This is a genomic window from Stenotrophomonas sp. YJH_SMC_48-3 (genome assembly GCF_059369375.1).
The window spans coordinates 106,824-124,932 of record NZ_JCAFSQ010000003.1 but is presented as its reverse complement, the minus strand read 5'-3'; the positions used below and the strand labels follow the sequence as shown (position 1 = coordinate 124,932).

The following is an 18,109-nucleotide window of genomic DNA, read 5'->3' as shown; positions in this document are numbered from 1 at the left end:
AAAAGCGCCGCATAAAGCGGCGCAGTTCCAGATTAACACTGTCTTCACGCCGGGTCATGCCGCAGCGCGGAGCAGGTCGGCCGCTTGATCAGGCGGGGCGCGAAGCGCCAAAGTCCAGGGTGACGCGTGTCCCGCGCAGCTCGCAGGGCTGCAACTGCAGTGTCCAGCCCAGGTGTTCACACAGCCGCGCGATCAGGTCCAGGCCGATGCCGCTGCCACGGTCGGCACGCCCGCCGCGGGCCATGCGTGCATGGATCGCCGCGATCTCCTCCGGGCTCATGCCGTGCCCGGGGTCCTGCAGGGTCAGCACCGCCGACGGACTCAGCTGCAGTTCGATATGGCCGCGACCGCTGTTCTCGATGGCATTGCGCAGCAGGTTGCCGATCGCCGCCTGCACCACCGCCATCGGCGCGACGATATCCACCGGCGCGGCCTGGATACCGATGCTCAGGTCCTTGTCGCCGAGGAGGTGGCGATGGTCGTCGACGATCTCCGGCAGCAGCTGGTCCAGCGCGATGCGCTCGGCACGCGCCGCCAGGCGCGCCGGATCGCGCGCCAGCACCAGCAGCAGCTCGATCAACTGCTCCACGCTCTGCGCCGTTCGCAACACCCGCTGCATCTGCTGGCGGGCGCGCTCGGGCAGGCCCGGTTGCTCCAGTGCCAGTTCGGCGGCACCGGTCATCACGGCGATCGGCGTACGCAGTTCGTGGCTGGCGGTGCTGATGAAGACCCGCTCACGCTCGACGAACTGCTCATTGCGGTCAAGGTAATCGTTCAGTGCATCGGCGATGGTATGCAGTTCGGAACTGCCGCGTGGATCGACCTCGATGCGCTGGCCCTGCACGCCCGGCCGCAACGCGGCGATGTGCTGTGCCAGCAGGCTCAGCGGGCGCACCATGCGTTCCATGCCGAACGACGCCATCAGTACGGTGACGAAGATCATGATCACCCCGGCCAGCATCACCCAGCGCGTGGCGAACTGTTCCAGGTCATGAAAATCGGAAATGTCCAGAACCAGCGCGACCCGGCCCATCGACTCGGTTTCGCGCACCATCACCGCCGTCTCACGGCCCTTGATCATTACGCCGTCATGCAGCCCCGGATGCAACGTACGCAGAGCGTCGGGCAGGTTGACCGCATCGAAGCGATACAGGCTGAGCGTGTCCGAATCCTGCCAGCGGTAATGCGGCTCATGCTCGACGTGCTCGACGATGCTGTCCAGTTCGGAGTTGAGCAGTGCGCGCCAGGCGGCGTGCTCGGCATGCTCGTGCACATAGTTGCCAACGCTGAACACCGCCAGTGAAAGCAGCGCCAGATAGCCCAGCAACCACCACACGACCCGACGGTACAACGGGCCCGGCTTACGCGCCTTCATCGTCATCCTTGCCGGCATCGCTGGTGGAACTCACCGCCAACCGGTAGCCCACCCGCGGCAGCGTGTGGATCAGTTTCTTGGCGAACGGGCCGTCGACGCTGCGACGCAACTCGTAGACGTGCGAGCGCAGCAGGTCACCATCCGGCGGCTCATCGCCCCACAGGGCGAACTCCAGCTGCTGTCGTGTCACCGCCCCCGGGCTGGCCCGCATCAGCACTTCCAGCAATTTGCGGCAGGCCGGGTACAGGTGCAGCAGCTGGCCCCCACGCTGGGCCTCCAGCGTTGCCAGATCCAGTACCAGGTCGCCCACCTGCAGGCGCTTGCGCGGGTTGCGGCCCTGCGCACGCAGCAACAGCGCCTCCAGCCGCACCTCCAGTTCTGGCAGCGCGAACGGCTTGGTCAGGTAGTCGTCGGCACCGGCGCGGAAGCCGGCAATCTTGTCCGGCAGCTCGTCACGCGCGGTCAGCATGATCACCGGCACTTCCGATGCTTGCTCGGCGCGCAGCCGGCGCAGCACCTCCGGGCCCTCCATGCGCGGCAGCATCCAGTCCAGGATCACGGCGTCGTAAGGGTGGCTGCCGGCCAGGTGCAGGCCGGTGATGCCATCCGGGGCCACGTCAAGCACATGCCCGCGCGACTCGAAATAGTCGAACAGGTTGGCTACCAGCTGGCGGTTGTCCTCGATCACCAACAGACGCATGCACGAAACACCCACGGAAGTTCGTACCATGGTAGCGCCGCGCATGTCGGAATGCGGTCGCCCCGGCCCCGCTCTGACGCTTTTCCCACCCCCGCCACCTCAGAATGGCCGTTTTGCTCCCGGAGCCTGCCGTGCCCGTAGCCCTGCCCCGCCGTTGGCGCCTGCCCCTGTTGTGGCTGTTGATCGTTGCTGCGCTGGCAGCGGGGATCGGCCTTCGGCAGCCGCAGCCGCCGGACGAGCCGCGCTTCGTGCTGGCGGCCCGGACCATGGTCGAAAGCGGGCAATGGCTGCTGCCGCACCGAGGCGTGGAGCTGTATGCGGAGAAGCCACCGGTCTTCATGTGGCTGCAGGCGGCGGCCTACGAGATCGTCGGCAGCTGGCAGTGGTCGTTCCTGCTGCCGTCGCTGCTGGGCGCCCTGCTCAGCCTGTGGCTGGTGTCGGATCTGGCACGCCGGCTGTGGTCACCGCGGCATTCCCTGTATGCCTTGGCGGCGCTGTTCTGCACCCTGCAGTTCGGGCTGATGGCCAAGCGCGCGCAGATCGACATGGTGCTGGTGGGCATGACCACGGTGGCCCTGTGGGGCCTGATGCGCCATCTCTGCGAGCGCCGCAACCTGCCCGCACTGTGGCTGGCGGGTTTCGCGGCCGGCCTGGGGACAGTGACCAAGGGTGTGGGTTTCCTGCCGCTGTTGATGGTGCTGCCATGGTTCGGCTGGTGGCTGTACCAGCGTTGCCGCGGCCTCAGGGGGGATGGTCCGCACCCGGCAACGCTGCTGTGGCTGATCCCGGCCTTCCTGCTGGGCGTGTCGGTGTGGCTTGCGCCGCTGGGCTGGGCCCTGCTGCACACGCCCAGCGCCGAACTGCAGGCCTACGCGCATGAGCTGTTGTTCAAGCAGACCGGTACCCGCTATGCCAACGCCTGGCACCACCGCCAACCGGTCTGGTACTACCTGCAGGTGATCCTGACCCTGTGGCTGCCCGGCAGCCTGTTGCTGCCGATGCTGTTCAGACCCTGGTGGCGCCGCCTCCGCCGAGGCGACCGCCGGCAGTGGCTGCTGCTCGGCTGGGCCATTCTGGTGCTGGTGTTCTTCAGCGCCAGCCCGGGCAAGCGTGAGGTGTATGTGCTGCCGATGCTGCCGGCAATGGCACTGGCGGCGGCGCCACTGCTGCCGGGCCTGCTGCGCCGGCTGTGCGTGCGCCGCTACCTGTTCGGCTACAGCGTGGTGCTGATGCTGGCCACCGGCGTGCTCGGCGTCATGCTGTTGACCGAGCACCCTTGGGCCCTTGCGCAGCTTGAGCGCCGGGCAATGCCCGATACGCTGCTGCCGGTGCTGGGCGATGGCCTGCTGACCTTCGCCATCGCCCTGGCCACGCTGATCGTGTGGCTGCGGGTGCGCCGCGCCGCAACGCTGGTGCTGCTGACCCACGGCATGCTGTGGATGCTCTACGGCCTGGTGTTGATTCCGGCGCTGGATCCCTACGCTTCGGCATCGGCGCTGATGCGCCGGGTCGGCGCACGGATCGGGCCGGACGCCGAACTGGCGCTGGTCGCCTGGCGCGAGCAGAACCTGCTGCAGGCCGACCGCGCGGTGCGCGAGTTCGGCTTCAAGCGGCCTTGGGCCGAGCAATGGCACGATGCCGGCCCCTGGCTCGCCGAAGCGCCGGACAAGCGCTGGCTGCTGGTGCTGGACGATGCAATGAGTCCCTGCGTGGACCCGGCCAAAGTGATCGACATCGGCATGGCCAACAGGAATCGTTGGCAACTGCTTCCCGGCTCCGCGTGGAACCCGGAATGCCACGCCGAACGGACAGGATCGACCGCAGACGAAGACTGAACGTTGACGTGCGCCGGGGAGTCATTAACCCGGCGCGAACGGGCGTCCGACCCTTCTCCGACATCAAGGTGACGAGCATGAGCGCGGATTCCCGAACCGCCCCTTCCCAGCATGCCCGTTCGTCCCATTGATGCGGTTGCGCCGCCTGCGACATCGCCACTGGCGTCAAGATTCGCCGTAACTCACTTCTGGCTGCCTGTCGCAATCGGTCTGCCCCTGTTTACGCTGCTGATGGGTTTCGGCGGCGATCAATGGGTCGCCGATCACCTGTTCCGTCTTGAAGGTGGCCACTGGGCGTTGCAGGACGCCTGGGTCACCCGCACAGTGGTGCACAAGGCCGGCAAATGGCTGAGCACGTCGGCGGCGCTGGTCGCGATCCTGTTGTGCGTGCACCACTGGCGCAAGGGAGGCGATCGCACCCTGCGATGGGCGCTGCTTTATGTCGTAATTGCCATGGCGCTGGGGACGGGCGTGATCTCCCTGCTGAAGGCCCTGGTGCCGATGGAATGTCCCTGGGACCTGCTGCGCTACGGTGGCCATCAGCCCTATATCGGCCTTTTCACGCAGCGCCCGGCCGGAATGCCCGCCCAGGCGTGCTTCCCTGCCGGCCACGCCAGCGCGGGCTATGCGTGGCTGTGCCTGTACTATTTCGCCCTGCTGTGGCGCCCGTCGTGGCGCTGGGCTGGGTTGTGGATCGGCCTCGGCACCGGCCTGGTGTTCGGCATCAGCCAGCAGCTGCGCGGCGCGCATTTCCTTTCGCATGATGTTGCCACCGCGTTGATATGTTGGCTGCTGTCACTCGGCCTGTACCTGATCGTCAAAGGCATCCTGATCCGCCATCCGCTGGACCGTCCCAACCGCCAGGAAGCAAACGCATGAGTGCATCGGTCCAACGCCCCGCCGGCCCTTCTGCGTTGGCGGGTCTTCGCCACTGGCGGCCACAGCTGTCCACCGAAGCGCTGATCGCGCTGACCAGCCTGTTCTTCGCGGTGGCCGGCAACGGCCTGTTCTGGCACAGCGCGATGGCCAGCCATCCGGGCAGCCTGCGCTACGCGCTGTCGCTGCTGCTGTTGCTGCTGGGTGCGCACGGCGTGCTGCTCGGCATCCTGGTCTGGCGCTGGAATGCCAAGGTGGTGATCAGCCTGCTGCTGCTGGTGACCGCGTTCGCCGCGCACTACATGGGCCGCTACCACATCTACCTGGATGCGGACATGCTGCGCAACGTGCTGGCGACCGACCCCAAGGAAAGCCGCGAGCTGATGACCGTGTCGCTGATATGGCCGGTACTGCTGCTGGCGGTGCTGCCGATGCTGGTGCTGTGGCGCGTGCAGCTGCGCCGCCGCAGCTGGGGCCGCAGCCTGCTGTGGCGGCTGGGCTTCCTTGCAGTAGCCGCAGTGACCGCCGTCGGCGGCGCGTTGATCTCGTTCCAGGATGTCTCGGCACTGATGCGCAACCAGCGCGAAGTGCGTTACCTCGCTACGCCCGCCAATGTGCTGCTGGGCATGCCGCGTGCACTGCGTGGCGACAACCCGGTGCAGCGCGCACCGAAGTTGCCGATCGGAACCGATGCCAAGGCCACCCCGCGCGCGCCGGCCAGCAAGCCGCGCCTGCTGGTGATCGTCATGGGCGAGACCGTGCGTGCGCAGAACTGGGGGCTCAACGGTGGCCGCAACACCACCCCGGAACTGGCGCAGGCCAGCGTGATCAATTTCCCGGACATGCACTCGTGCGGCACCAGCACCGAGGTTTCGCTGCCGTGCCTGTTCTCGCCATGGGGTCGTCACGACTACGACGAAAAGAAGATCCGTGCGCACCAGTCGCTGCTGCACGTCCTGGACCGCGCCGGCATCGTGCCGTTGTGGCGTGACAACCAGTCCGGCTGCAAGGGCGTGTGCGAAGGCCTGGACTTCCAGTCGCTGTCCGATGCCACCACGCCGGGCCTGTGCGCCGATGGCCGCTGCATGGATGAGATCCTGCTGCAGGACCTGGCCACCCAGGTGCGGGCCAGGCCCGGCGACCGGGTGGTGGTGCTGCACCAGCTGGGCAACCATGGCCCTGCGTACTTCGAGCGTTATCCGGCCGCCTTTGCCCGCTTCAAGCCAACCTGCGACACCCGTGACATCGGCCGCTGCTCGCGCGAAGAGATCACCAACAGCTACGACAATGCCGTGCTGTACACCGATCACTTCCTGAGCAAGACCATCGGCACGCTGCAGGGCATGCAGGACTACGACACGGCGATGATCTACCTGTCCGACCATGGCGAGTCGCTGGGCGAAAAAGGCCTGTTCCTTCACGGCGTGCCCTACGCCATCGCCCCGGCCGAGCAGACCCGGGTACCGATGACGATGTGGTTCTCGCCGGGCTTCGCGAGCAGCCGCGGGTTGGACCTGCAATGCGTGCGCAAGCGCTCGACGGCATATACCGACCATGACAACCTGTTCCCGTCGGTGCTGGGCCTGATGCAGGTGAAGACCTCGCTATACGAGCGCGACCGCGACGTTTTCGCCAACTGCGAGAGTTGAGGGTTTGTCGGCAGGGCTGCGCCCTGCCCCCGCCGAGGCCACTGCACAAGCAACGGCAACAGCAGAAGCAGGCGATTCGTGGCTTGGCGGGGCGGTGTCGGAATGCGGGGACGCCGCAAGTACGTCCATGTAGGCTTGGCAGCCGCATCCATGCGGCTGACACCCCGCACTCCGACACCGCTCCACCTCTGACAGATTGTCCCGATCTGGTAGATCCACGCCATGCGTGGATGAATTTCCATCGGAATCGAATAGTCGAATTGAATTCGAAAAGCATCCACGCATGGCGTGGATCAATGACAGGTCGCGGAAATCTGTCGAAGGCGGGGTGGGTCCGGTTGCGGGGGCGTGAGCGCCATGGATGGCGCGACCGAGCCTTCATGGACGGATTTACGGCGCCCCCCGCAACCGGACGCGCCCCGCCAAACCACGGATAGTCCGCTGTTGCTGTTGCTTCGGCCTTTGCCCTTGCTTGAAAGCCTCTGCGGGTGCCGGGCGCGGCCCGGCCGACTTCCGCCACTTGCGGTGGCAGCGACGGCCCACTAGCCTTCGGCCGTCGTTCACCACCCAAGGACCGCCCGTGAAACACCGTCATCTCCTGCTGGCCTCGGCAATCGCCGCCGCCACGCTGGCCCTGGCCGCCTGCAAGAAGGAAGCTGCCCCAGGCACCGATACCGCCAGCAGCAGCGCCCCGGCCGGCGAAACCGCCGACCAGTTCGTGGCCCGCATCAATGCCGAGTTCAAGGCCGCCTACCCGGAGATGACCTCGGCGCAATGGCTGTCCTCCACCTACATCAACAGTGATTCCGAACGCATCGCAGCCAAAGCCAACGAACGCTCGTTGACCCAGCTCAACAGCTGGATCGAACAGGCAGCCAAGTTCGACGGCAAGCCGATGAGCGAGGACAGCAAGCGCGCGATCCACCTGCTGAAGCTGATGTCCTCGATGCCGGCGCCGCGCGACCCGGCCAAACTGGCCGAGCTGACCCAGATCGCCACCCGCATGGAAGGCAGCTATGGCGCCGGCAAGTACTGCACCGATGCCAACGACCCGAACTCCTGCCGGCAGCTGGGCGAGCTGGAGCAGGTGCTGGCACGCAGCCGCGACTACGACAAGCAGCTCGACGCCTGGCAGGGCTGGCACAGCACCACCAAGAACATGCGCGGCGACTATCAGAAGTTCGTCGGCCTGGTGAACGAAGGCGCCAAGGGCATGGGCTTCACCGATGCCGGCCAGATGTGGCGCAGCGGCTATGACATGCCGCCGGAGCAGATCGGCCCGGAAACCGATCGCCTGTGGGAACAGGTCAAGCCGATGTACGAACAGCTGCACTGCTATGCGCGCGCCAAGCTGGACAAGACCTACGGCAAGGACAAGGCCGAAGTGGGCAATGGCCTGATCGCCGCGCACCTGCTGGGCAACATGTGGCAGCAGGACTGGTCCAACCTGTGGGACCAGCTGGAACCATACCCGGGTGCCGGCAGCCTGGACATCACCGCTGCACTGGAAAAGCAGTACCAGACCAACCTGAGCGCGGCGCTGGCCAAGGCCGGCAAGGACGCCAGTGTGGCGGCCCAGTACAAGGCGCAGCGCGAAGCCGAACTGCGCACCGCCAAGGAGATGACCGAGCGCGCGCAGGACTTCTACGTGTCGCTGGGCATGCCGTCACTGCCGCAGTCGTATTGGGAAAAAACCCAGTTCATCAAGCCTGACGACCGCGACGTGGTCTGCCACGCCAGCGCCTGGGACATGAACATGGAAGGCGACGTGCGCACAAAGATGTGCATCAAGCCGAACGAAGAGAATTTCACCACCATCTACCACGAGCTGGGCCACATCTATTACGACCTGGCCTACAACCCGCTGCCGCCGCTGTTCCAGGGCGGTGCCAACGACGGCTTCCATGAAGCGATCGGCGACACCATCGTGCTGGCGATGACGCCCAAGTACCTCAGCTCGATCGGCCTGGTCGACGCGCCGACCGAAAGCCGCGAGGCGGTCATCAACAACCAGATGCGCATGGCGCTGTCGGGCGTGTCGTTCCTGCCATTCGGGCTGATGATCGACCGCTGGCGCTGGGGCGTGTTCGATGGCTCGATCACCGCCGACAACTACAACAAGGCATGGTGGGACCTGAAGGCCAAGTACCAGGGCGTGGCCCCGGCCAGCAGCCGTGGCGAAGAATTCTTCGATCCGGGCGCGAAGTATCACGTGCCGGGCAACACCCCGTACACCCGTTACTTCCTGGCGCGCATCCTGCAGTTCCAGTTCTACAAGGGCCTGTGCGACGCCTCGGGGTACAAGGGCCCGCTGCATGAGTGCACCTTCTACGGCAACAAGGAAGCCGGTCAGAAGTACTGGGCGATGCTGAGCAAAGGTGCCAGCCAGCCGTGGCAGGCCACGCTGAAGGAGCTGACCGGCACCGACAAGCTCGATGCCGGCCCGATGATCGAGTACTTCACACCGGTCAACGAGTGGCTGAAGCAGCAGAACGAAGGCCAGATGTGCGGCTGGCAGGCCAACGCGGCCCCGGCGGCGAAATGAGAAAAGGGGCGGGTCCGCGAGGATCCGCCCCTGATGTAGCGCCGGGCCGCGCCCACGTGACCGGTGGGCGCCATTGCAGCGAACGCATCGCCATGCGCGCGGAGCCTTTCGCCAAGCAGTGAGAGTGATTCATGCCCGGCGGCTCTTCATCGCACCGCTGCGCTCGCCGGGCATGGCCCGGCGCTACCCACGGCGGATCAGCTGTTCTTCTTCGCTGCCATCGCCGCGGCCAGCTCGGCCTTGAACTCCTCGAAGGTCTGGCCCTTCTCCTTTGCTTCGGCCTGTGCGGCATCACGAAGTGCATCGGAGTACATCAGGCGCACCGGCGTGCCATTGCGTTCGTGCAGCTCACCGGCCTGCATGATCAGCGCCAGCACCTGCGCAGCGCTCTCGCTGTGGCCGGCGATGCGGCCATCCATGCCCAGCACCCATTCGCCATCGCGGCGAACGACACCGGCCAGCAGGGTGCGCTGCGCGTCGCGCAGTTCGGCATGCGGCTCCACCGGCGACGCCTGCGCGGCTGCCTTGTTGGCGGCCTGCTTTTCCTGGCGACGGCGCTGGTCGCGGCGGGTCTTGGAGCTGGTGGACATGGTGCGGTACCGCTGCGAAGGGGGCGCAAGGATAACGCACCCCGCCCGCAGCGCTGCTTCACGCGTGCTCGATCCAGCACGGTCAGTCCAGCACCTTGCCGTGCCGCCAGTAGCCCATGAAGGTGATCGCGCGGCGGTCCAGCCCGCAGTCGCGGACCAGGTGGCGACGGATCGCCATTACCGCCGCCGCCTCGCCTGCCACCCAGGCATACAGCGGCCCGGCCACGCGGGTATCGGCCTGCTCCCAGAGGATCTGCGTATCGACGTCGATCTCCTCCAGCGCATCGCCGGCAGCCGCGCCCGGGGCCGCTGCCAGCCGCGCCTGGACCGCCTGCAGCAACGGCTGTCCGTAGGCGGCCCGCCCGCGCGGCAGCCAGACCAGCTCGGCGCTGGAGGGCGCCTTCAGGTGCACGGCATCACCGGCCTGCGCCACCTCCAGCAGCGCCAGCGTGCGCGGCGGATCGACCATGGCCGCCAGTTCCTCGAGGATGCCGGCCACCGCCGGCAGCGCGGTTTCATCCGCCACCAGCAGCACCTGGCCGACTCCCATCGGCGGTTTCCATTCCCGGCCTTCGCTGCTGTCGGCACAGTCGGCATCGGGGGCCAGCAGCACTACGCGGTCGCCCGGGCGAGCGTGGACGGCCCAGCGCGAGGCCGGCCCGGTTTCGCCATGCAGCACGAAATCAACGTCGACCTCGCCCTGCTCGGCACGCAACTGCCGGATCGTGTAGGTGCGCATGGGCGGGCGCTGGTCGTCCGGCAGTGCCCGGTAGCGGGGATACCAGTCCTCGCCGCTGGGCACCGGCGGCACGTCCTGGCCGGGCAAGGGGAAGAACACCTTGATGCGCTGGTCCGGGCCTTCGGTCTTCATCCGCGCCACGTCGGCACCGGTGAATACCATGCGGTCCAGGGAAGGAGAAAGAACGCGGCGCTCCTTCAGCGCCACCTCGAACAGGCGGTAGGTCTGCTGCGCAGCCATGGGGGAACCTCATGCAACGACATCGGATCGGCTGGCTGTCGTGCATCCACGCACCGGCTGGCTGGAGTCCCCAGCCTAGTCCGGTCGTTCCTCGCCGCAAGCGTTACGGGCATCGCGGCGTGCCCTACCCCTGCGCGCTGCTCAATCGCCCGTGCAGGCTGCCTGCGCCGCGCGCTCAAGCCGGTGCTCCCAGTACCAGAACACGAAGCCGGCGCCAAAGAACGCGGCCTGGCCCAGCGCCAGGTGCAGCGGGCTGGCACTGAGCAACGGCGACACCACGCCGGCCACCACGGTGCTGATCATCAGCTGCACGAAGGCCTGCAGCGACGAGGCCAGGCCGCGCTGGTGCGGATACATGTCCAGCACCGCCAGCGCCAGGATCGGGAAGATCAGCGCCATGCCCATGCCGCCCAGGAAGATCGGCAGCACTGCCCACGGCAACACGAACTGCGGCGACAGCGCCACGTAGCCGACATTCAGCAGCGCCGACAGCGCGCACAGGCTGAAACCGATGGCGACCTGGCGGGTGGGCGTGGTGTGCCCGGCCATGCGCCCGGACAGGAACGAGCCGGTGGTCATGCCGCCGATGGTGGGGATGAACAACCAGGCGAAACCGCCCTCGCCCAGGTGCAGGTGCTGCATCACGAACACCGGCGCCGACGAGATGTACAGGAAGATGCCACCGAAGCCGATGCTGCCGGCCAGCGCCAGGCGCAGGAAGCGCGGGTTGAAACCGATGCGCACGTAATCGCGCATCAACGCGTGCGGCGACAACGGCACGCGCGCTTCGACCGGATGGGTCTCCGGCAGGTAGCGTGCAGTGGCTGCCAGCAGGACCAGCGCGAACACCACCAGGAACCAGAAAATCAGCGGCCAGCCGGCGCCACTGAGCAGGATCCAGCCACCGATGATCGGCGCGATGGCCGGGGCGATGCCGAACAGCATCGACACCTGGCTCATCAGGCGCTGCGCGTCGTGGCCATGGTAGAGATCGCGGATCACCGCGCGGCCGACGATCATGCCGACACCCGCCGACAGGCCCTGCAGCGCGCGGAACGCCAGCAGCGTGGCCAGATCGGTGGACAGCGCACAGCCGACCGAGGCGCCGACGAACACCACCAGGCCACCGAGGATCACCCGCTTGCGCCCCCACGCATCGGACAGCGGGCCATGCGCCAGGCTCATCAGGCCATAGAACAGCAGGTACACGCTGATGGTCTGCTGCACCGCCACCTCGTCCACCGACAGGCGCTGCGCCAGCTGCGGGAACGCGGGGAAGATGGTATCGATCGAGAACGGGCCGAACATGGCCAGGCCGGCAAGCAGCAGGGCCATGCGGCGGGTGGAGGGAGCAACGGCGGCGGTCATGAAGGAAGCGTCCGGCAGGGCCATGCGCGGCACGCACGGCGGGCGCCGGTCCCGCTGCAACGGGGACGGCGCCAGATGAATTCGGGTATCCGCCCATCATAGGTGGGGATTGCGCCCGATGCCATGCAGCGGTGCACAAAACGCACGGCCGGGCCATCGGCCATTCAGCCGCGGGCCCGCGCCGGGGCGCGGCCAGCGGGCCCGCAACGGGCTATAATCGGCGGGCAACACGGTGGGAGAAGCGGAACACCGCTGCCGAAGGCGCAACGCCCGTAATCGCTCAGGCCCGATACCACCCGTAACAGAACTCTGGAGAGACCGGTTCGATCCGGCGCCGAAGGGGCACGAAGCCGCGGTTTTCCGCGCTTCCAAACTCTCAGGCAAAAGGACAGAGGGGCGCCCCGCAGACCGCCGACCGGCGGCTTGTGCCCGTGCGTGTGCCCTTTCCTGACGGATCCTTCGCCATGTCCCAGAACACCCCTTCCCTGCGTGAGCTCGAGCACCACAATGCGTTCGTCGAGCGCCACATCGGCCCCAACGATGCCGAGATCGCGCAGATGCTCGACGTCGTCGGCCACGCGTCGCTGGATGCGATGACCGATGCCATCGTGCCGGCCAAGATCAAGTCGCCGGCGCCGCTGGCGCTGCCGGAGTCGATGACCGAAGTGCAGGCACTGGCGAAGATCCGTGCGATCGCCGACAAGAACACCGTGCTGCGCAGCTTCATCGGCCAGGGTTACTACGGTACCCACACGCCGAACGTGATCCTGCGCAACATCCTGGAAAACCCGGCGTGGTACACCGCCTACACCCCGTACCAGGCGGAAATCTCGCAGGGCCGCATGGAAGCGCTGATCAACTTCCAGACCCTGTGCGCCGACCTGACCGGCATGGAGATCGCCAACGCCTCGCTGCTGGACGAAGCCACCGCCGCCGCCGAAGCGATGACCCTGGCCAAGCGTTCGGCCAAGTCGAAGTCGGACACCTTCTTCGTGCACGATGCCGTGCACCCGCAGACCCTGGAACTGCTGCGCACCCGCGCCGAGCCCATGGGCATCGTGCTGCGCGTCGGCACCCCGGCCGAGGCACTGGAAGCAGAAGCCTTCGGCCTGCTGCTGCAGTACCCGGACACCTTCGGCCAGGTCGGCGACTACAAAGCGCTGGTCGATGCCGTGCACGCACGCGGCGGCCTGGTGGCCGTGGCCACCGACCTGCTGGCCCTGACCCTGCTGGCTGCCCCGGGCGAATGGGGCGCGGACATCGTGGTCGGCAACAGCCAGCGTTTCGGCGTGCCGTTCGGCTTCGGTGGCCCGCACGCCGCCTTCATGGCCTGCCGTGACGCCTACAAGCGCTCGATGCCGGGCCGCCTGATCGGCGTTTCGGTCGATGCCCAGGGCAATCCGGCATACCGACTGACCCTGCAGACCCGCGAGCAGCACATCCGCCGCGAGAAGGCCACCTCCAACATCTGTACCGCACAGGTGCTGCTGGCAGTGATGGCCTCGATGTATGCGGTCTACCATGGCCCGGAAGGCCTGACCCGCATCGCCCGCCGCACCCACCGCCTGGCCGCCATCCTGGCAGCGGCACTGCGCAACGCCGGCGTACAGGTCGGTGGCGACTTCTTCGACACCCTGCACGTCACCGGCGTGCACGCCGATGAGATCCACGCCAAGGCACGCGCCGCAGGTTACAACCTGCGCGCGATCGACAGCGACTCGGTCGGCATCAGCCTGGACGAGACCGCCACCCGCGCCGACGTGGTCGCGCTGGCCGCCGTGTTCGGCGCGCAGGCCGACATCGATGCGCTGGACGCAAGCACCGCCGACGCGCTGCCGGCCGGCCTGCTGCGCCAGTCTGCGTTCCTGACCCATCCGGTGTTCAACACCCACCACAGCGAGCACGAACTGCTGCGCTACCTGCGTTCGCTGGCCGACAAGGACCTGGCGATGGACCGCACGATGATCCCGCTGGGTTCGTGCACCATGAAGCTCAACGCCACCGCCGAGATGATCCCGGTGACCTGGCCGGAGTTCTCGCAGATCCATCCGCTGGTGCCGGCCGACCAGGCGCTGGGCTACAAGGAACTGATCGACACGCTGGAAGCGATGCTGGTCGAATGCACCGGCTACGACGCGGTCAGCCTGCAGCCGAACTCCGGCGCGCAGGGTGAGTACGCCGGCCTGCTGGCGATCCGTGCCTACCACCGCTCGCGCGGCGAGGGCCATCGCGACATCTGCCTGATCCCGGATTCGGCGCACGGCACCAACCCGGCCTCGGCGCAGATGTGCGGCATGAAGGTGGTGGTCACCAAGACCGATGCCAACGGCAATGTCGATGTGGAAGACATCCGCCTCAACGCCGAGAAGTACAGCGACCGCCTGGCCGCGATCATGATGACCTACCCGTCCACGCACGGCGTGTTCGAGGAAGAGGTGGTCGAGATCTGCGAGATCATCCACAAGCACGGCGGCCAGGTGTACACCGACGGCGCCAACATGAACGCCCTGGTCGGCGTGGCCAAGCCCGGCAAGTGGGGTTCGGACGTTTCGCACCTGAACCTGCACAAGACCTTCTGCATTCCGCACGGCGGTGGCGGCCCGGGCGTTGGCCCGTGCGCGGTCAAGGAACACCTGGCCCCGTTCCTGCCGGGCAAGCTGGGTGACAACGGCCCGGTCGGCATGGTCAGCGCCGCCAGCTTCGGCAGCGCCTCGATCCTGCCGATCAGCTGGATGTACATCGCGATGATGGGCCGCGAAGGCCTGCGCAAGGCCACCCAGGTCGCGCAGCTCAACGCCAACTACATCGCCAAGCGCCTGGCGCCGCACTTCAAGACGCTGTACACCGGCCGCAACGGCCTGGTGGCGCACGAGTGCATCCTCGACGTGCGCCCGCTGGAGAAGACCAGCGGCATCGGTGCCGAGGATGTGGCCAAGCGCCTGATCGACTTCGGCTTCCACGCCCCGACCCTGAGCTTCCCGGTGGCCGGCACGCTGATGGTCGAGCCGACCGAGAGTGAGTCGCTGCACGAGCTGGACCGCTTCATCAACGCGATGATCCAGATCCGCGAGGAAATCAGCGCGATCGAAGACGGCCGCCTGGACCGCGAGGACAACCCGCTGAAGAACGCGCCGCACACTGCCACCGCAGTGACCGCCAGCGAGTGGACCCACGCCTACCCGCGCGAACTGGCTGCCTTCCCGCTGGCCAGCCTGAAGCAGAGCAAGTACTGGCCGCCGGTGGCACGCGTCGACAACGTGTACGGCGACAAGAACGTGATGTGCGCCTGCATCCCGGTCGACGCCTACAAGGATGATGAAGTCGAGGCTTGATTCCTCGCGGCATCGGTAAGTGAACGGCCCGCGCAAGCGGGCCGTTTTCATGAGGGTGTGTGGACCAGGGCCCACACGCACAAACATCTGATCACGGGTCCGGCATCTGCCCCAGGCTCAACTGCCAGGACACACCGAACCGGTCCTGCACCCAGCCGTAGCGGTTGCTGAAGTCATAGTCGCCCACCGGCATCAGCCAGTGGCCGCCCTCGCCCAGCACGCGCGCGGCGCGCTCGAACTGCTCGGCGCCGGAGCACTCGACGAACAGCGAGATCGACGGGCTGAAGGTGAAATCGTGCACGTCCAGGCTGTCAAAGCACAGGTAGTGGGTGCCACCGAGCAGGAAGATGGCCTGTCGGACCTGCCCGGGCACGCCGGCACCGGCGCCGTCCGGATGGCGCTGCATTGCCAGCAGGCGGAAATCGGCGAAGGCCTCGGCGTACAGGGCCAGGGCGGCCTCGGCCTGGCCGGTGAACATCAGGAAGGGGCGACTGCGCAGCATGCGGTACTCCCGGTCGACGGGCCGCAGGCGGCCCACCTGCGCACAGTGCCACGCGGAGTGTGTGCCTGTTGTAGAGCCGAGCCCATGCTCGGCTGGCGATCGCGCAAACAGCAGCCTCGACCGTAGGGTCGGCTCTACAGAATCACGCCTCGCGCATGCGCCGCGCGATGGCGCTGCCGGCGGCGATCGTGGCGGTCAGCGCCACCATCGACAGGAACTGCAGGCGGGTGTGCGACTCGCTCAGCAGCAGGCCGAAGATCAGCGCCAGGATCGCCAGCGCGCAGCAGGTCAGCCACGGGAAGCCCGCCATGCGGAACGGCAGCCGGGTACCCAGGCGATCCGCGCGGCGGCGCAACACCAGTTGTGAGACCAGCGACAGCGTCCACACCAGCAGGCAGGTCGAACCGACGATGTTCAGCAGCACCGGCAGCACCCGGTCCGGGAACAGCAGTTCCATCACCGTGGCGGCGAAACCGAACAGCACGCTGGCCAGCACGGCAATCACCGGCACCTGGCGCGGATCGGTCCAGCCCAGCACGGCCGGGGCTTCGCGGCGCTGCGCCAGCGAATACATCATGCGCGAGGCGCCGTAGAGGTTGGCATTGAGCGCCGACAGCAGCGCGATCACAGCGATCAGGGTGATGGCGGTGCCTGCACCCGGAATACGGGCAATGTCCAGCACCGCGGCGAAGGGCGACTTCAGCGCCTCGCTGGTCCACGGCACCACGGCGATGATCACGCTCAGCGAGCCGATGTAGAACACCAGGATGCGCCACGCCACGGTGCGGATGGCACGGGCGATGCTGCGCTCCGGGTCTTCGGTCTCCGCCGCCGCAACGGCCACGATCTCGGTGCCACCGAAGGCAAACACCACCACCAGCAACGCCGCGCCGATCCCGGCCAGGCCCTTCGGCGCAAAACCACCATGCTCGGTGAAGTTGCTCAGCCCAGGCGAGGTCACCTGCGGGAGCCAACCCATCAGCAGCGCCACACCGATGGCAATGAACGCCAGGATCGCCGCCACTTTCAGGATGGCGAACCAGAATTCGAACTCGCCGAAGTTCCTCACCCCGAGCAGGTTGATCGCGGTGAAGAACAGCATGAAGGCCAGCGCCGCCATCGGTACAGGTACTGCTGGCCAGACCGTGGCCAGCAGACCGGCCGCTCCCACCGCCTCGGCGGCGATCACGATCACCAGCTGCACCCACCACAACCAGCCGACGGTGGCACCGGCGGTGGCGCCCATGGCATCGGCGGCATAGACCGAGAACGCGCCGCTGGTCGGTTTGGCCGCCGCCATTTCGCCCAGAGCGTTCATCACGATGATCACCAGCGCGCCGGCGACCAGATACGACACCAGGACCGCCGGACCGGCCGCCTGCACACCTACGCCCGAGCCGAGGAACAGGCCGGCGCCGATGGCGCTGCCCAGGCCCATCATGATCAGCTGGCGGGGCTTGAGCGAATGTCCGAGGCGGGACGGCGAAGCGGTCGGAATCGAGTTGGGCATCGGCAGGGCTGGCGGCGGGCTACAGGGGCGACACCTTACCCTGTCCCATGCCTGCGGGGATAGGCACAGCGCAGCAGGCGGCTCAGGCCAGTGCCGGCTCTCCGACACTGCCACCAATACGGGCGCGGTAGGCACGCGGCGAGAAACCGGTTTCAGCCTTGAACTTGCGGGTAAAGGCGCTCTGGTCGCTGAAACCGCAGGCCTGGCCGATGCTGGCGATGCTCTCGTCACCGTGCAGCAGGTGCATGGCCATCTGGATCCGCAGCCGGGTCAGCACCTGCTGCGGGGTCATCTGGAACACCTTGCGGAAGCTGCGCTCCAGCTTGGACAGCGAGAAGCCGGTGATGTCCAGCAGGGTCTGCATGCGCACGTTCTCGGCGTAGTGCGCGTTGAGGTGGGCCAGCGCCAGCCGCAGCTGCTCGTACTGGGTGCCGAGGCTGTCCTTCTGGCCCAGGTCGCGGGAAATGCCGATCAGGCCCTCGATGGCGCCATCGACCAGCAGCGGGCGCTTGCAGGTCAGGCACCAGCCCGGTTCGCGGTTGGCGAACAGGTGCAGCTCCATCAGGTTCTCGATCACCTCGCCGGACAGCACGCGGGCATCCTGGTCGACATAGTCCGCGCTGAGGCCGGTCGGGTAGATCTCGGCCGCGGTCCGCCCGATCACGTCCTTGCGCGCGCGCAGGCCCAGCCGTCGCAGCATGGTCTGGTTGACGTGGGTGTACCGCCCCTGGCGGTCCTTGATGAAGAACAGCACGTCCGGGATGGCGTCGAACAAGGCTTCGATGTCGGCGGGCTCGACTCGCATGCGGCAAGCATACCCGAGCCCGCTTTTGCCCGTACGTTCACCT

General features: G+C 67.1%; 13 protein-coding genes and 1 riboswitch. Of the genes, 5 read left to right on the top strand and 8 right to left on the bottom strand.

The genetic code is table 11. The annotated features are described in order from the left end of the window. Nucleotides 1–88: 88 nt before the first annotated feature. Both AC5P65_RS05630 and AC5P65_RS05625 read right to left on the bottom strand, forming a co-directional pair. Nucleotides 89–1,375, bottom strand: a complete 1,287-nt coding sequence (locus tag AC5P65_RS05630; protein ID WP_021203178.1) for a sensor histidine kinase — start codon at nt 1,373–1,375, stop codon at nt 89–91. After that, nucleotides 1,362–2,075 carry a response regulator transcription factor gene (locus AC5P65_RS05625; protein WP_019662181.1) on the bottom strand — a complete coding sequence of 238 codons (714 nt, stop codon included), beginning with the start codon at nt 2,073–2,075 and terminating at the stop codon, nt 1,362–1,364. Before AC5P65_RS05625 ends, AC5P65_RS05630 begins: the two co-directional genes overlap by 14 nt. A gap of 104 nt (nt 2,076–2,179) precedes the next feature. Here AC5P65_RS05625 and AC5P65_RS05620 point away from each other — a divergent pair, with 104 nt between their 5' ends. The 4 genes from AC5P65_RS05620 (at nt 2,180) to AC5P65_RS05605 (ending at nt 8,980) form a co-directional block, all read left to right on the top strand. Then, the gene (locus AC5P65_RS05620) at nt 2,180–3,910 is read left to right on the top strand and encodes an ArnT family glycosyltransferase (protein ID WP_194445345.1); all 1,731 of its coding nucleotides are present in this window, start codon (nt 2,180–2,182) and stop codon (nt 3,908–3,910) included. Nucleotides 3,911–4,021: 111 nt separating this feature from the next. Next, the gene (locus AC5P65_RS05615; RefSeq protein WP_021203176.1) at nt 4,022–4,789 is read left to right on the top strand and encodes a phosphatase PAP2 family protein; all 768 of its coding nucleotides are present in this window, start codon (nt 4,022–4,024) and stop codon (nt 4,787–4,789) included. Further along, the gene (locus tag AC5P65_RS05610) at nt 4,786–6,435 is read left to right on the top strand and encodes a phosphoethanolamine transferase (RefSeq protein WP_021203175.1); all 1,650 of its coding nucleotides are present in this window, start codon (nt 4,786–4,788) and stop codon (nt 6,433–6,435) included. Before AC5P65_RS05615 ends, AC5P65_RS05610 begins: the two co-directional genes overlap by 4 nt. 580 nt (nt 6,436–7,015) lie before the next feature. Further along, nucleotides 7,016–8,980, top strand: coding sequence for a M2 family metallopeptidase (locus AC5P65_RS05605; protein WP_180832168.1), 1,965 nt, complete (start codon nt 7,016–7,018; stop codon nt 8,978–8,980). A 197-nt stretch (nt 8,981–9,177) separates the two neighbouring features. Here the strand turns inward: AC5P65_RS05605 and AC5P65_RS05600 are convergent, their stop codons facing one another. The 3 genes from AC5P65_RS05600 to AC5P65_RS05590 all read right to left on the bottom strand — a co-directional run bounded on the left by AC5P65_RS05600 (nt 9,178) and on the right by AC5P65_RS05590 (nt 11,917). Beyond that, nucleotides 9,178–9,570 (bottom strand): hypothetical protein, encoded by a 393-nt coding sequence (locus AC5P65_RS05600; protein ID WP_008265644.1) that lies wholly within the window; start codon nt 9,568–9,570, stop codon nt 9,178–9,180. A gap of 82 nt (nt 9,571–9,652) precedes the next feature. Continuing rightward, the gene (locus AC5P65_RS05595) at nt 9,653–10,549 is read right to left on the bottom strand and encodes a siderophore-interacting protein (RefSeq protein ID WP_180832167.1); all 897 of its coding nucleotides are present in this window, start codon (nt 10,547–10,549) and stop codon (nt 9,653–9,655) included. A 141-nt stretch (nt 10,550–10,690) separates the two neighbouring features. After that, nucleotides 10,691–11,917, bottom strand: a complete 1,227-nt coding sequence (locus tag AC5P65_RS05590) for a multidrug effflux MFS transporter (protein WP_134732050.1) — start codon at nt 11,915–11,917, stop codon at nt 10,691–10,693. A gap of 299 nt (nt 11,918–12,216) precedes the next feature. Next, nucleotides 12,217–12,319, top strand: a riboswitch (glycine riboswitch). Nucleotides 12,320–12,381: 62 nt separating this feature from the next. On the opposite strand from AC5P65_RS05590, the gene gcvP reads away from it, so the two are divergent. Continuing rightward, a complete protein-coding gene (gcvP, locus tag AC5P65_RS05585) occupies nt 12,382–15,249 on the top strand; it encodes an aminomethyl-transferring glycine dehydrogenase (protein WP_021204410.1) in 2,868 nt (955 codons plus the stop codon). A 91-nt stretch (nt 15,250–15,340) separates the two neighbouring features. Here the strand turns inward: gcvP and AC5P65_RS05580 are convergent, their stop codons facing one another. From AC5P65_RS05580 to AC5P65_RS05570, 3 genes are all read right to left on the bottom strand, one after another. After that, a complete protein-coding gene (locus AC5P65_RS05580) occupies nt 15,341–15,751 on the bottom strand; it encodes a VOC family protein (protein WP_005410627.1) in 411 nt (136 codons plus the stop codon). Nucleotides 15,752–15,893: 142 nt separating this feature from the next. Then, complete coding sequence (locus tag AC5P65_RS05575) at nt 15,894–17,261, bottom strand: amino acid permease (protein ID WP_021204411.1); 1,368 nt, start codon at nt 17,259–17,261, stop codon at nt 15,894–15,896. 82 nt (nt 17,262–17,343) lie between these two features. Next, complete coding sequence (locus AC5P65_RS05570) at nt 17,344–18,066, bottom strand: helix-turn-helix transcriptional regulator (RefSeq protein ID WP_021204412.1); 723 nt, start codon at nt 18,064–18,066, stop codon at nt 17,344–17,346. Nucleotides 18,067–18,109: the final 43 nt, after the last annotated feature.

Bases quoted from the DNA above. Each gene is read 5' to 3' on its own strand.
- AC5P65_RS05575 (WP_021204411.1), bottom strand. From the start codon at position 17,261: ATGCCCAACTCGATTCCGACCGCTTCGCCGTCCCGCCTCGGACATTCG.
- AC5P65_RS05615 (WP_021203176.1), top strand. From the start codon at position 4,022: ATGCCCGTTCGTCCCATTGATGCGGTTGCGCCGCCTGCGACATCGCCA.
- AC5P65_RS05610 (WP_021203175.1), top strand. From the start codon at position 4,786: ATGAGTGCATCGGTCCAACGCCCCGCCGGCCCTTCTGCGTTGGCGGGT.
- AC5P65_RS05625 (WP_019662181.1), bottom strand. From the start codon at position 2,075: ATGCGTCTGTTGGTGATCGAGGACAACCGCCAGCTGGTAGCCAACCTG.
- AC5P65_RS05600 (WP_008265644.1), bottom strand. From the start codon at position 9,570: ATGTCCACCAGCTCCAAGACCCGCCGCGACCAGCGCCGTCGCCAGGAA.
- AC5P65_RS05590 (WP_134732050.1), bottom strand. From the start codon at position 11,917: ATGACCGCCGCCGTTGCTCCCTCCACCCGCCGCATGGCCCTGCTGCTT.
- AC5P65_RS05620 (WP_194445345.1), top strand. From the start codon at position 2,180: ATGGCCGTTTTGCTCCCGGAGCCTGCCGTGCCCGTAGCCCTGCCCCGC.
- AC5P65_RS05570 (WP_021204412.1), bottom strand. From the start codon at position 18,066: ATGCGAGTCGAGCCCGCCGACATCGAAGCCTTGTTCGACGCCATCCCG.
- AC5P65_RS05630 (WP_021203178.1), bottom strand. From the start codon at position 1,375: ATGAAGGCGCGTAAGCCGGGCCCGTTGTACCGTCGGGTCGTGTGGTGG.
- AC5P65_RS05595 (WP_180832167.1), bottom strand. From the start codon at position 10,549: ATGGCTGCGCAGCAGACCTACCGCCTGTTCGAGGTGGCGCTGAAGGAG.
- gcvP (WP_021204410.1), top strand. From the start codon at position 12,382: ATGTCCCAGAACACCCCTTCCCTGCGTGAGCTCGAGCACCACAATGCG.
- AC5P65_RS05580 (WP_005410627.1), bottom strand. From the start codon at position 15,751: ATGCTGCGCAGTCGCCCCTTCCTGATGTTCACCGGCCAGGCCGAGGCC.